This is a genomic window from Tildeniella sp. (assembly GCF_059505325.1).
In genome coordinates this window covers 73,553-87,514 of the sequence record NZ_JCACKI010000006.1, presented here as the reverse complement: position 1 = coordinate 87,514, position 13,962 = coordinate 73,553, and the positions used below count along the sequence as shown (strand labels likewise).

The 13,962-nt window shown below is 51.0% G+C and carries 12 protein-coding genes; 6 read left to right on the top strand and 6 right to left on the bottom strand.

Annotated elements, in window-relative coordinates:
* Positions 1-4: 4 nt before the first annotated feature.
* Complete coding sequence (locus tag AC5JO6_RS03110) at positions 5-1,306, bottom strand: sensor histidine kinase (protein WP_496079572.1); 1,302 nt, start codon at positions 1,304-1,306, stop codon at positions 5-7.
* 385 nt (positions 1,307-1,691) lie between these two features.
* On the opposite strand from AC5JO6_RS03110, the gene AC5JO6_RS03105 reads away from it, so the two are divergent.
* The 5 genes from AC5JO6_RS03105 (at position 1,692) to AC5JO6_RS03085 (ending at position 4,981) form a co-directional block, all read left to right on the top strand.
* Positions 1,692-1,892 carry a hypothetical protein gene (locus AC5JO6_RS03105; RefSeq protein ID WP_496079571.1) on the top strand — a complete coding sequence of 67 codons (201 nt, stop codon included), beginning with the start codon at positions 1,692-1,694 and terminating at the stop codon, positions 1,890-1,892.
* 92 nt (positions 1,893-1,984) lie between these two features.
* Positions 1,985-3,172: an AI-2E family transporter gene (locus tag AC5JO6_RS03100; protein WP_496079570.1), complete on the top strand. Its 1,188-nt coding sequence runs from the start codon at positions 1,985-1,987 to the stop codon at positions 3,170-3,172.
* 40 nt (positions 3,173-3,212) lie between these two features.
* A complete protein-coding gene (locus AC5JO6_RS03095) occupies positions 3,213-4,001 on the top strand; it encodes an HAD family hydrolase (protein WP_496079569.1) in 789 nt (262 codons plus the stop codon).
* A gap of 71 nt (positions 4,002-4,072) precedes the next feature.
* Positions 4,073-4,633 carry an FKBP-type peptidyl-prolyl cis-trans isomerase gene (locus tag AC5JO6_RS03090; protein WP_496079568.1) on the top strand — a complete coding sequence of 187 codons (561 nt, stop codon included), beginning with the start codon at positions 4,073-4,075 and terminating at the stop codon, positions 4,631-4,633.
* A gap of 15 nt (positions 4,634-4,648) precedes the next feature.
* The gene (locus AC5JO6_RS03085; RefSeq protein ID WP_496079567.1) at positions 4,649-4,981 is read left to right on the top strand and encodes a DMT family transporter; all 333 of its coding nucleotides are present in this window, start codon (positions 4,649-4,651) and stop codon (positions 4,979-4,981) included.
* 27 nt (positions 4,982-5,008) lie between these two features.
* Here the strand turns inward: AC5JO6_RS03085 and dnaB are convergent, their stop codons facing one another.
* The 5 genes from dnaB to AC5JO6_RS03060 form a co-directional block, all read right to left on the bottom strand.
* The gene (gene dnaB / locus AC5JO6_RS03080) at positions 5,009-7,843 is read right to left on the bottom strand and encodes a replicative DNA helicase (RefSeq protein WP_496079566.1); all 2,835 of its coding nucleotides are present in this window, start codon (positions 7,841-7,843) and stop codon (positions 5,009-5,011) included.
* A 249-nt stretch (positions 7,844-8,092) separates the two neighbouring features.
* Positions 8,093-8,551: a 50S ribosomal protein L9 gene (gene rplI / locus AC5JO6_RS03075; RefSeq protein WP_496079565.1), complete on the bottom strand. Its 459-nt coding sequence runs from the start codon at positions 8,549-8,551 to the stop codon at positions 8,093-8,095.
* Positions 8,552-8,696: 145 nt separating this feature from the next.
* The gene (locus AC5JO6_RS03070) at positions 8,697-11,144 is read right to left on the bottom strand and encodes a S9 family peptidase (RefSeq protein ID WP_496079564.1); all 2,448 of its coding nucleotides are present in this window, start codon (positions 11,142-11,144) and stop codon (positions 8,697-8,699) included.
* Positions 11,145-11,328: 184 nt separating this feature from the next.
* Positions 11,329-11,592, bottom strand: coding sequence for a hypothetical protein (locus AC5JO6_RS03065; RefSeq protein WP_496079563.1), 264 nt, complete (start codon positions 11,590-11,592; stop codon positions 11,329-11,331).
* Positions 11,574-12,593 (bottom strand): ParM/StbA family protein, encoded by a 1,020-nt coding sequence (locus AC5JO6_RS03060; RefSeq protein WP_496079562.1) that lies wholly within the window; start codon positions 12,591-12,593, stop codon positions 11,574-11,576. Before AC5JO6_RS03060 ends, AC5JO6_RS03065 begins: the two co-directional genes overlap by 19 nt.
* 281 nt (positions 12,594-12,874) lie before the next feature.
* Between AC5JO6_RS03060 and AC5JO6_RS03055 the strand changes: the two genes are divergently transcribed.
* Positions 12,875-13,648, top strand: coding sequence for a carbon-nitrogen hydrolase family protein (locus AC5JO6_RS03055; RefSeq protein ID WP_496079561.1), 774 nt, complete (start codon positions 12,875-12,877; stop codon positions 13,646-13,648).
* Positions 13,649-13,962 lie beyond the last annotated feature (314 nt).

The following is a 13,962-nucleotide window of genomic DNA, read 5'->3' as shown; positions in this document are numbered from 1 at the left end:
GTTTCTAGGCGAAAACAGACTTGGGAACCGTACGTTGCTCAGACTGTTGGATTGGAAGCTTGATGCGGAATGTCGTTCCTTGTCCCACCGTAGAGAGGCAGTCCAGTTGTCCGCCGTGCTTCTCGACCACAATTTGATGGCTGATCGACAAGCCTAAGCCCGTTCCTTTGCCGACCGCTTTGGTTGTAAAAAAGGGCTTGAAGATTTGCTGCCTTACAGATTCTGGGATACCTGAACCATTATCAGTAATTTCGATTTGCAGCCAATCAGCAGTCAGCGTTGAGGTTTGAATGCGAATCGTCGGTAAAAGGGGTGGATCGCTAACATGCGAAAACTTTGTTTCTATTTCCAGCGCATCGATCGCGTTACTCAGCAAATTCATAAAGACTTGATTGAGTTGTCCGGCGTAGCACTCAAAGAGAGGAAAGTCACCATAGGCTTTGACAACCTGAATACCAGGGCGATCGGACTTTGACTTCAGATGACTTTGCAAAATCATCAGAGTACTATCAATACCCTCATGAATATTGACAGGTTTCTTCTGCGCTTCGTCTAGGCGCGCAAAGTTGCGGAGTGACAGCACGAGCTGACGAATGCGATCGGTGCCCACTTTCATCGACGACAGCATTTTCGGCAGATCTTCGTTGAGAAACTCTAAATCGCTTGCGTCAATGACAGCCTGTACTGCACCTGTCGGTTGAGGATACGACTCTCGATACGCCTGCACGAGTCGCAGCAACTCGTGTGTATACTCCGTGGTGTGCACCAGATTGCCGTGAATAAAGTTGACTGGATTGTTGATCTCATGAGCAACGCCCGCAACTAACTGCCCCAGGCTGGACATTTTTTCTGTTTGAATCAGCTGTACTTGAGTTTGTTTGAGCCGATTTAAGGTCGCCTCTAATTCTTGGTTTGCGGCTTCTAGCTGAGCTGGGCTGGGTAGCGCTAAGACTTTGGGTACTAACGGGATGAGTTCTACCGCCGTGATGACGGAAATGAGCGCAGTCAACGCTTTGATCGCTCCGGCTACCCAGTAGGTTGGATGCCAGATTGTCCAGATGTCCATCACGTGCCCAACGCCACAGGCGATGATGAACGAACCAAACATCCAAAAAATCCAGTTGAAGGGAATGTCTTTGCGCTGGGAGACAAAATAAACCAGCGTTAAGGGAATAGAGAAGTAAGCCAGGGCGATCGCGCCATCGCCAATCACATGTAGCCAAACCAACTCCGTCTGCCAGAGGTAGCAGTGCCCATGGGCGACAAACCCCTGTGGATTCAAGAAATTTTGTAACGTCTCTAGCATGAAAACTCCTGCAAAACACACGCCATTTACTGGCAAGCATCGAATGAAACCGTTTGGTTGGCAGTGCGTGCCAAGATCCAACGGTAGAGTTCCCTAACTTGCTTCATACTGACCACGCGCATAGCGGCTCTCGTTTGAGTACGGTACACGTTCTAAGGCAGAAGGCAGAAGGAAAACGGTGCTCCTCCTTGCTTCTGCCCTCTGCCCTCCACCTTTTCGCAACTGTACTTTGCTTGGTGGGAACCCGCTATAGAGCCAGGACTCCAGGGTCAGAAGGTAGAGGTTGAAGCATAGAAGATAAAAGAGAACAAGGCATGGATTCTGTAGAAATCGCTGAGCTTGCAGGCATAATGGCTACTGGGTAGAGGCACTGATGTAATGTGAGATGACTGGATTAATTTTCAAGGTTTTTGTACTCTCTACTGCCCTATCGATCGCCATCAAGTATGGCGCACCCGCTCTAGCGATCTCGCCAACAACAACTAATGTACTGATTGCAGTGTGGTTTCCAGGCACGATCGCCGCGCTCCTGCTCGGTTGGCGCTGGCAGCAAGGGCGTGGTAACAGATACAGCCGCGAACGGTAGCGATGGACGGATCAGCGTTTGAATTGATGACCGTTTGCTGCTCTACTGTTTGACAGTTAGCAACGTTTCTTCCTCTTCTTTTGGAGTTTGTGGTGAATCTGGGTCAATGGATTGGTTTTCTCGTTCTAGCCGTTAGCCTCTACATTGTCTGGCAAATTCGCCAGGTATTGCTGCTGGTGTTTGCAGCGGTGGTGCTAGCAAACAGCTTGAATTTACTTTCGCGACGGTTTCAGGAAACAGGCATACGGCGATCGGGTGCGGTCTTGCTCAGCGTTGTTTGTTTTCTGGCAGCGCTAATTGCGTTCTTTCTGCTCATCGTGCCGCCTTTTACAGCACAGTTTCAAGATTTGATCGTGTTGGTGCCAGCAGGGGTTGAGCGCCTGAACGATTGGACGACTAACATGAGCCATTTTGTGCCGCGATCGGTGAGCGCCTATCTACCCAACCTTGACAGCCTGGGCGAACAGTTACAGCCATACATTAACCGCTTGCTCGGTGGTTCACTGGCGTTCTTTTCCAGTTCGCTAGGAGTGGTCGTCAACATCTTACTGGTGCTGATCCTGGCATTGATGATGCTGATCAACCCATCGGCTTATCGGCGGGGCTTCATCCGCCTGTTTCCGGCGTTTTACCGTGTTCGCATTGATGGCATTCTAAAGGAGTGCGAATTCTCGTTGGGACGATGGATTGTTGGTGCCTTAATCAGCATGAGTGTGGTGGCAGTGCTCAGTAGCGCTGGGCTGGCGTTACTGGGAGTCAAAGCAGCATTAGCACAGGGCGTTCTCGCAGGGCTACTCAATTTTATTCCCAACATTGGTCCCACGCTGAGCGTCGTGCTACCCATGTCAACGGCACTCCTAGACTCACCTGTAAAATCGCTGCTTGTGTTCGCTTTATACATTGCGATTCAGCAGTTTGAGAGTAACTTGCTGACCCCCTACGTGATGTCTCAACAAGTGGCGCTTCTGCCTGCTGCTACATTATTAGCGCAAGTCTTTTTTGCCACTGTTTTTGGCTTTTTAGGGTTAGCACTGGCGCTACCACTCACGGTCGTTAGCCAAATCTGGTTGCGACGAGTAGTGATAGAGGATGTGATGGATCAGTGGGGCGTACAGGAGCAAAAGCGCTTAACGCCCTCTTCTATTGAGGAGAGTGACAGACGAGACGATCGCGCTCCCACTGGCACGACGGATACGCTCTCACAAGCACGATCGGTTACAGCACAGGGTAGCTCTGAGCCAACAGACAACCCAACCCACGAGACGTTATCTCCAGATTGATGCCTCATCAGACCATTGACGCTCCTTCGGATTACTACCTATGACTACACTGCAAGCACTGATTTTTGATGTTGATGGTACGTTGGCGGATACCGAGCGGGATGGACACCGCATAGCGTTTAACCAGGCGTTTGCGGACGCGGGACTGGATTGGCAGTGGTCGGTTGAGCAGTATGGCGAACTACTGTCGGTGACAGGTGGTAAAGAACGCATTCAACATTATCTACGGACATACCGTTCAGAGCTAAAACCAGCGGACGATATCCCAGCGTGGGCAGCAGGATTGCATAAGGCAAAGACTCGTCACTACAAGGAGCTTGTGCAGTCGAATGCCATCCCTCTCCGTTCGGGGGTCAAGCGGCTGCTTCAGGACGCTCGTGAGCAGGGCATTCGACTTGCGATCGCCACTACCACGACACCCGAAAATGTGACGGCTCTCCTGGAAACCGCGATCGCGCCGGATAGCCTTGCTTGGTTTGAAGTGATTGCGGCTGGGGACATTGTGCCAGCCAAGAAGCCCGCACCTGACATTTATGACTATGTTTTAGAGCGTATGCAATTAGCCCCCAACGCATGTTTAGCGTTTGAAGATTCCCATGCAGGTTTGCAGTCGGCGAGGCAGGCAAACTTGCAAACGGTGATTACAGTGAATGAGTATACGAAAGACCAAGACTTTACGGGTGCAGCACTGGTGATTGACCAGTTGGGAGAACCAACCTCGCCGTTTCGTGTCCTGGCTGGAGATGCCAACCAACACACCTTTTTTGATCTCCAGCTTGCACAAAATCTACAAAAACTACAAGGCTCTTCTGGAGTTTCTCCTTCCTGAATCCCTGTACAATAGGCAAGTCAGCGATTCATCATGCAACCGCCGCTTACAACCTGACAGGAGGGTTTATTTTGAAGGAAATTTTAGTCAGCTTGGGGGTTATGCTCACCTGCCTCGTGGTGCTGTTCGTTTCGCAGATTGGTGGCAAACCAGAAGCAGCGATCGCCAATGAGCTGACCAGCACTCAAGTTGCTGCAACCATTACTAAAGCTCAAACCAATGCGTCGATCGCACCCACGCTCATGTCAGATGCCTCAAGTGCAGCAACACCGAAAAAATCTGGAGACAAGGCTCTTGTGACAACGCCTTCTGGATTGAAGTATGTTGATTTAGTGGAAGGAACGGGCGCTTCACCCCAACCTGGTCAAACGGTCGTCGTGCATTACACAGGCACTCTGGAAGATGGCACTAAATTTGATAGCTCGCGCGATCGTAACCAGCCCTTTCAGTTCAAAATCGGTGTAGGACAGGTCATCAAAGGCTGGGACGAAGGCGTTGGCACCATGAAAGTAGGCGGTCGTCGCCAGTTAACCATTCCATCCGAACTGGGTTATGGTGCGCGTGGGGCTGGCGGTGTGATTCCTCCAAATGCGACACTCCTTTTTGATGTCGAACTGTTGAAGCTCAGTTAACCAACTTGAGTTTTTATGCCGGACTATGTGTACCTGCTCATTGCGATCGTGTCTGAGGTGATTGCAACGAGCGCACTTAAAGCAACGGTATCATTTACAAAACTGGTACCCAGCCTCATCGTCCTGGCTGGGTATAGTTCTGCTTTCTATTTTCTCTCGCTGTGCTTAAACACCATCAGCGTTGGGGTTGCCTATGCAATCTGGTCAGGACTGGGAATTGTCCTAGTCGCGCTGTTAGGCTGGTTTTTCTACCGTCAGGCGATTGACCAGGCAGGACTGATTGGCATGGGGCTGATTGTGGCTGGCGTGGTAGTACTTCAACTCTTTTCTAAATCTGCCGCCCACTAATGCCCAAGCGAGACGGCTGAATTCTGTTTACGTACGATTGGGGGCGGCAAGGTTGCGAAACTGGGTGAACTGGGATTCAAACAGCAATTTTACCGTTCCCGTCGGTCCATTCCGATGCTTGGAGATGATTACTTCAGCGATCCCTCGATCGGGTGTATCAGGATTGTAGTACTCGTCGCGATAGAGCATCATGATCAGGTCAGCGTCTTGCTCGATCGCGCCTGATTCCCGCAAGTCTGACATCATGGGCCGTTTATTGGTGCGTGACTCGACGCTGCGACTCAACTGCGAGAGGGCGATTACAGGCACACTCAGTTCTCGCGCCAACCCTTTGAGTGCCCGCGTGATGCGCGATAGCTCTTGGACACGATTGTCGCTGCCGCCATCCATCAACTGCAAGTAATCCAGTAGGATCAAGCCCAGCGCTCCTCCCTGTTCTGCCTGAAGCCGCCGTGCTTTCGATCGCATCTCTGTAATGCTGATGTTGGGCGTATCGTCAATAAACATGGGTAGTTGTGACAGTGTGCTGATCGCGTGCCCCAGCGGTTCCCATTCGTTTTGGCTCACACGCCCTGCCCGCAGCCGCCCACTTTCAATCCGCACCTCACTTGCCAGTAAGCGCTGTACAAGCTGCTCTTTGGACATTTCCAGGCTAAAGATAGCAACGGGTAGCTTGTGAAACGCCGCAATGTTGCGGGCAACATTCATAACAAAGCTGGTGTTATGAACGCAAATGTCATTTGCAACAAAGTTGTGGGTGTCTGGAATGGTCAGATCGTAGACTTGCTTTTCACCCATTGGTTGAATGGAAACGATTTCATCCCAGTAAAGATCACTCGTCGCCAGATATTGGAGATTTTCATTTCCAATTGCTGTTGCCAGGGAGAAAAGTCGTTCCCGTGTTGGTGCACGCTGACTGACATGAATATTGGTGTAACCGTCAATGCCCGCTCGACGAGCAAGCGTTGCCCAAGGCTCTTTTTTCCTGGCAACGTTAAGCTGATCCCAAACCTCTATCGGAATTAAATCGCAATTTGTCTGATATTTTCTTGTCGCCAAAGCTGCTTCTACACTCAGAACCGCCTTTTCTTTGCCAAAAATACCAATTTCTGAACTGAAAGTTTTAATTGACAACGCATCGGTAATATCGATTTGCCAAGCTGTTCGACAACTGTCCTGATACTTCACCGATCGCTGTCTCAAAGCCGCAACAACACCAAATCGCAGGAGGAGATGTTGCACCTGCCTTGCCAAGCGCTCACTAACCGTTGCATAGCCTAATTGGGCTTGCCCACTAGTGAGGACACTTGCCCACCCATCAGTTGCAAACAGTCGATTAAGAAACATGGCAAGCTGCGATCGTGGCAGCTTAAATACAAGGGAGGGAATCGTTTTCGTATGGGCGGTCTTTCCCCATAAGCCAATTTCCCGTAACCAGGTAGTTAAAGTATTGCGGGAACTGGCTGCGGGGAATCCCGCAGGAAAGAGATCATGTTGCTCAACCGTAAGTATTTTGCAAAGCTGATCTAATACATCTAGCCCAGGAACACAGATTCCTTTCTGCCATTGACAAACCAAACTAGGGCTGACTCCCAGTGCCCTAGCGAGAGTTCTTCCCGTTATGCTCTTCTCTGTAAGGAGACTTTGAAGACAGTTACCAAACCATTTCCGATTCTCCACAGCAACGTCTAGATTCGCTGAGACGTAAAAGCATGGCGTACGCTTACCCTTTGAGCCCTCCCTCCGAACAATAAGATCGCCAAACTCTGTAACACATTGAATAAACTCATTCTGAATCTGAGTATTGCTGTTTGTAAAAGCAGGGTTGATTCCAGTTAAAGAACCATCCCCGATCAAATACCCCAACAGCTTAACCGCACATTCTCGGGTTGGCTGCACACCAAACACATCAACCTTACGGGGTACTGCGATCTTATCAGCAACACTCAACGCTGCTAATGGTCGCCAGCCTTCAATGGTCAGGTAAGGGTGAGTCAGCGTTGTTTCAATGGTGCGTCCTAGACGGGTCGTGACTCGAAACACGGGTTTAGCACCGTCGTCAACAAAGACCGAAGGTTGAGTGAATTTAAACTTCCAATTTCTGTCAAGCGTCAATAGCTCAGCTTGCTGCCGCCGATATAGTTCTTCGATCGTGGCGATACTTCCATCTGACAGCAGGATTTCTGAACTTGCCTCTAGACACTTTCCCATTGACGGTCGTCCTGCAACGATGATTAAATCAGAGCGCTGAAAGCCCTGAGTCATCGCATCTAAATCATAGAAACCGCAGGAGAGACCGGGCAAAACCATGCCCAGCGATCGACTCTCGATATCAGAGAAAGTATGCGTCAAAATGTCGGACGCTGCCATCAATCCCTGCTGCGGGCGATCCTGGGTCACACCGAAGAGTTTTTGTTCAGACTGATCCAGCACTGCTTCTAGATCATTGGCTGTATCGTGTCCAAGGTGAGCAATTTCGTTACCTGCCTTGATCAACATGCGGCGCATGTATTTGTCCATCACCAGTTGAGCGTACTGGTCGATGTTGACAGCACTCACAGTGCGATCGATCAACTGCGCGAGTTTGCTCTGTCCACCCACTTTCTCCAGCAGTCCTCGATCGATCAACCAGGAGGTGATGCTCATCAGATCCGTAGCGCTGCCATGTCCCTGCAAAACCAGCGCTGCGCGGTAAATCTCTCGGTGCGCGCTCAGATAAAATGCCTCAGGGTGCAGCAGATCCGCAACTCGATTGATTGCCTCCGGATCAAGCAAAATACCGCCCAAAATTGACTCTTCAGCATCAATGTTTTGGGGCGGCAGGCGATCGCTAAAGGTCTGAAAATTGAGTTCCTGAACCATGGGCTTTTGGGAAAGGCAGTGATGGGCTAAGATGAGTTGCCGCAAGGAGCAACCCACCTCAATATACAGCTAAGGCAGCCCACACTTCACTACATTTAGCGCAATCGAGATCAGAATAGCCTGGAAGGACGCTAAATAGAGGAGCTTCATCGGTGCCTGTGCTACGCCAGCGTTGCTTACCCTGCTGTAGTAACTTTGTACCATTCTAGCAGGGCGGTGGTGCGATGGCAAGCCTTCCCTGTTGCTGCCCTAGCTGGCGACCACCTGGATTTCAACCGTTGCAGTGATATCAGGATGAAGCTTGATATCGGCTTTGTAAGACCCAAGACTGTGAATATCAGGCAAGGTAATGCCGCGACGATCGATTTCTTGCTTCGTCGCTTCCAAGATGACATCCGCCACATCCTGGTTGGTAACGGTGCCAAAAATCGCGTCTTTTTCACCCGCTTGCTTGGCGATCGTATAGCGTCCAACGGCTTCTAGAGTCTTCTTGAGCGTTTCTGCCTGCTGCTTTTCTTCCAGCAACCGCTGCTGCTCTAAGGCTCTGCGACGCTCGACCTGCTTCAAAAGACCAGGAGTCGTTCGCGCCCCAATGCCTTGAGGAATCAAATAGTTGCGAGCATAACCAGGGGCAACTTCAACGAGGTCTCCTGCCTTACCCAACTTGCTTACATCTCGACTGAGAACTAACTGTACACGCTTCGCCATAGCCTTTCCTTTGCCACAATCTTTCTAAGCTTAAAAACCCACAGAAATACAATAGTACCTCAATTAAGAGCACTGATTCCATAATCTGATCAAAGTGGGTTAGAGATCGTGGAACCGATGGACTGCTGTTTCCCAGGCTCACCCGCTAGTGAACAGCCTTGAGGTATCGATCGCACCAACGCACCATTTCCCAAAGCACATGCCCAACCGCTTCACGAGAATGGTAGCCGTGGTCTTCCAACGGCAGCATGACCTGACGAACGGTTGCTCCTAGACCCTTGAGGGCTTCATAGAAACGCTCAGTTTGTAGGGGATAGGTACCCGCGTTGCTATCATCAGCGCCATGAATCAGCAGCAGGGGCGCGGTAATTTTGCTCACGTGGGTAAACGGCGATAGATGCAGATAGGTCTCTGTAGCGTCCCAAAAGTGACGCTGTTCCCCCTGAAAACCGAAGGGTGTAAGGGTACGGTTGTACGCGCCACTACGAGCGATCCCAGCGCGAAACAGATTGCTGTGCACCAAAATATTCGCTGTGGTAAACGCACCGTAAGAGTGCCCGCCAATGCCGAGTTGCTCACGGTTTGCGATCCCGCGATCAACGACATACTCGATCGCAGCTTGAATACCAGTCAACAGTTGCTCAACGTAGGTGTCATTAGGCTCGGCATCGCCTTCCCCAATAATGGGCAGACTAGGATCGCTTAACACCGCATAGCCCTGAGTCAGTAAAAATAAGACCGAGGTGCCGCTGGGACGGTTAAAAGCATGTTCAGCCGTGGTAACTTGACCAGCCAACTCTCGATTCTTAAATTCTTCAGGATAGATCCAGAACACCATTGGCAATGCGCCATCCCGCGCTGGGTCATAGCCTGCTGGTAGATAGAGTTTTGCCGAAAGCTGTACTCCATCAACGCGCTGATACCGCACCACCTCTTTATGCACGTCTGCAAACTGTGGTGCGCGATCGGGATACTGAGTTAAGGGGATCGGGTCGGGCTGCGATCGCGTACGCAGAAAAAAGTTAGGCGGCTCGGTTTTGGATTGGCGTAACGTAAAAAACTGCTGCGCCTCATCGTCAAGTAGTTTGATCACCGACTCAAAATAGGGGGATTGAGACTGCCAGAGACGTTCGGTTGCCGCTGTCGCAAGATCCAGGCGATCGAGGAAAGGGTAAACGCCCGTTGGTGAAGCGCCTCGTCCACTGAAGTAAAGACTGTTGCCATCCGGGGTAAACTGCAAGACCGATCGTCCAAACTGTCCCGGCACCGTTAGCGGCATACCTGGATCACTGTAGTGGTCTTCATAGCTGCGATCGACCAAACAATGCAAGTCTAGCTCCGGTTGTGCAGGGTTAAGCTGCCATACCTTTAACTGACGCGTATCGTGCCAGCGTTCCCAGACTAACGCTACAGTATCGCTACCCCAACGCACTCGCCGAAAGCGATACTGCGATCGCCACAATTCCCGTGGCAGTTCAGTAAACGGTGCGTTGAGTTCGTACAATGCATCGCGATACGGTACCACCTGATCCGGATCGCCTCCATCCAGGGCTTCCACCCAGTACAGGGTTGCGGGGCGATCGCTGCGCCAGCACATGCGTCTAGGTCCAGTAATTACCGCGTCGAACTTAGTGGAGACAGCATCGGCTAAAGAGCGATCAGCCAGTTCCTGCACGACCTGACCCCTGGCGTTTAATACTTGAAACCGTAGGGGAAAGTAGGAACTCGGCAACTGATAAGAAAACGGGCGATGTAGCGTCGTGAGGAGAATGTAATTACCGTCCGGTGAAGGGATCGCTTCATCGATCAAGCAGGGTTTGCCGAGACGCTGTTGCTGTCCATCAAACGTGACCACTTCTAGCGTTGAAGTGACGTAATACTCAAACAGTTGTTCATCGTGTGGATTCTGCAACAGATTGGTGTACGTGCGGCTGGCAGTTTTACGTCCTAAATTCTCCTGAATAATCGGTCCTGCTGGTGCAGACGGCTTCTCAGGTGGTGCGCCGCGATCGGCTGGAACGAATTTACACAACAGCGACTCATCCGAAAGCCAACGATACGGAACGCCATACGTTGCATTCAAAACAGGCTCTGTGAGCCGATGTGGAATGCCGTCAGACAATGCCAGAAACCAGAGTTCCAGTCCGGTCGCTTGGGTCAGTGCAAACGCGAGTTTTTGCCCATCAGGCGACCAGCAGGCATAGCTGATCCGAGCCTCATCGGGCAAGAGAACAGGGTTGCTGACGTTTGACCAAACTGCGTTGAGCATCATCCCACGGTACGTATGGTGACGTGCAGGACTACTGAGTTTAGGGTTCAGACGAAAGCCCGCAACGGCAATTTCCGGTTCTGCCAGTTCAGCGATCGTCGGCAAAGAGGGTTGACCAAGCTCGATTAACCACTGGTTGTCAGGCGAGATCAGCACGGCTGGCAGACTCGGCGCATCCAAAATCTGGTTGATGGGTTCCGGTGGCGATGCCCACTGACTACCAGAAATCTGGGACTGTGCTTGCGGAAGCGGTGATAGCTTCGCTTCTCGCGCTGCAACCGCTTCAGCAGCAACATCAGGCTCAGCCGTATGAAAATCAACCATAAAACTCCTAGCGTCGCGCGCTCTGTAGCAACAGATCTGTAGCAACAGAAAATTACGCCCATCCTAACTGTACTTGGCGCTTGAGCGATCGCACCTGCCAGAACAAGCCCCTCTAAACAAGCGGATAGCGCCGTCTTGATAGAGGGGATTCATACCGATTGCAACCAACCGCGAAGCATAGGGACTACAGTCCTAGCAAGTCATCCAGTTCATTCAGCGCTTCACAGCTAGAGACTGCTCCACGATCAGCCGTCGTAAACATGCCCATCGGCAATGCTTCGTGAGTTGCCCAGCGGGTTGTGCGTCCAGTGCCATCCAAATACTCGTCAGCATATCTGCGAAAGACTGCCTCTACGGCTGCACGAGCGTTCTTCAAACCCCATTCAGAGGCAATCAAGTCGGCTTTTTGCAGCACATCTTGACTCAGCCTTACTTTGTTGTCATACATAGCTGTGCTCCATTCACAACGGGAAATAAGCCACGAACATTCGCAAATTGAGGATCGGTCATCACAGCAAACAACTTGCGACCTGCTAACCGCTCCGAAATCAGATGAGAGCTACCACCTGTCACCAAGAAGCGAGTGACTCGCGCCATGTAGGGAGTGTATTGCGCTTTCACCGTTTGGAAGATGCCCTTAAACCAGGGGTCAAGGTGCTCTTCGAGCCAGGGTTGCCAGGTGAGTTCTGTGTCTGCATAGAGGTGCCCTGCACGGAAGCCATCCATGATCAAACTGGGGTCTGCTGTGGTGCCGAGCGCATTGGTGAGACGTCGATCGAAGCTAATGGAGGTTGCCAATTCATACGCACCCCCACGATCCATCACATTTTCATCAATGACATCACCCTCGGCATCGACCAATCGTGTGAGCCAGGTGCCACCACCGATGTCTACCACGATCGTGTATCCCGTATCAGGAATCAGCCCTAAACGTTGAGCATAATGATAAGCACCCATGCCTTCTCGTTCAACTTCAACGCGCTCAACCAGCACACGATAGTCCAATCCATTGCGCTTGAACTCATGCATTCCTAGCAACTGCTGGCGGATCGCGTCTTCGTTCTTGGCGGGTTCGGGTGTGGAGGCATAGAGGTCGATCGCAAACTCAGTCTCACCGTCCCAGGGTTCCAAACAAGCGTAAAGGTGAAGTCGAGAGAGTTCGACTTTGTTTTCGACCACTGTTTGCTGCTGGCGGCGATATTTGTATGCCTGTGCACCAAAATGATACCGGGTACCATCTGGCAGCTCAATCAAGGGTGAGGCATCGGTGAAGCGCACGGCATCTCGACCTTGAGGCATTTGAAAACGGACGGAGCGGATGGCTTTAGGATGTGCTTCACCGTTCCAAAACTTCAGGTCGTAGTTGCCTGCATCCAGCGCCAGCGAGCAAGTAGCGGTTGTTGCAGTCGGGGGCTTTTTAACTTTTGTCTGTCTGGTAGCGGATGTCATGGGTTCCTCTCTATACTGAATCCGTAGCGGCTAATTACGAGTTGTTCTCGTTTGTCCCCATTAGTATTTTTGTACTATATGACAAGCAATTCAGAATAGCAACCCCTAAGCGATCGCAATTCGTCAACAATGCGCGCAAACTTGCCATTGAGCGATCAGCTATTAGCGATCAGCGATCAACCACAACTGCTTCTTCAAGACCATGAACTGCTTTCTTCGTAGCCTTCGCTGACGGCTGACGGCTGACCGCTGAATACTACGCACTTTCCTGTGATGCCTTCATGAAACTCGCAATCTACCAGGGCGCAGGTATACCGTCGGATGTGTCAGCAAACTTGATGCTACTGGAGCAGACAGCCACAACCGCAGCTAAGCAGCAAGCAAATTTGTTGATCTTTCCTGAATTATTTCTGACAGGCTACAACATTGGCGATGCCGTCAAGCAGTTGGCTGAACCCTGTTATGGACGATCGCTCCAGTTTGCAGCCAGTATCGCCCGCGAATGTAGGTTAGCGCTCTTATTTGGCTATGCCGAACGCGATGGCGAGACGATCTACAATGCTGCTGCCTTGATTGATGCAGAAGGCAACCTAGCTGCGAGTTACCGCAAAGCGCATCTGTTTGGGGCAGAGGAACAACGACTCTTTACTCCCGGTCAGCAGCGAGTGTTGCACACGATCGCAGGCGTTCGGGTTGGCGTACTGATTTGTTATGACGTTGAATTTCCCGAAGCAGTACGTGCTTTGGCATTACAGGGTGCTGAACTCATTGCGGTGCCCACAGCGCTCATGTTCCCTTACACCCAAATTCCAAGGGTGTTGATTCCCACTCGTGCGCTGGAAAATCAAGTCTTCGTTGCCTATGCCAACCGCATTGGCGTAGAAAGCAGTCTAAAATACTGCGGCTTCAGTACGATCGCTGCCCCTGATGGTACTGTGTTGGCTCAGGCAGGCGCAGAGGAAACGCTATTGGTGGCAGAGATTGATCGAGCAGCGATCGCGGAAACACGATCAGTTTTCTCTTACCTGAACGATCGTCGCTCCGAACTGTACTAACCTGGATAGTCAATGTTGCTAAAAAATCGTCTCGTAACCGTTGCTACTAACAGTCTGAAAGCCGTAGGCTAGAGTTGAGTTGTGTTAACATTTTGTAAAGATTTCGGCTGAAGCCACCAATGCTTTTCTGGTCATGACTGCGTCTTTCCGCTCTCGAAACCAATTTTGAGCGGTATTGCTCAATCACCTTTTGCATATACAGAGTTCAGTAGAGAAGTGGGTTTCGCTTCTTCATCTGTAAAGGGGAAACGACTGAACCTACTGCACAGCTTACGACTCAAAGCGTCTGCTGCACTCAGTAGCAAGGCGTAGAC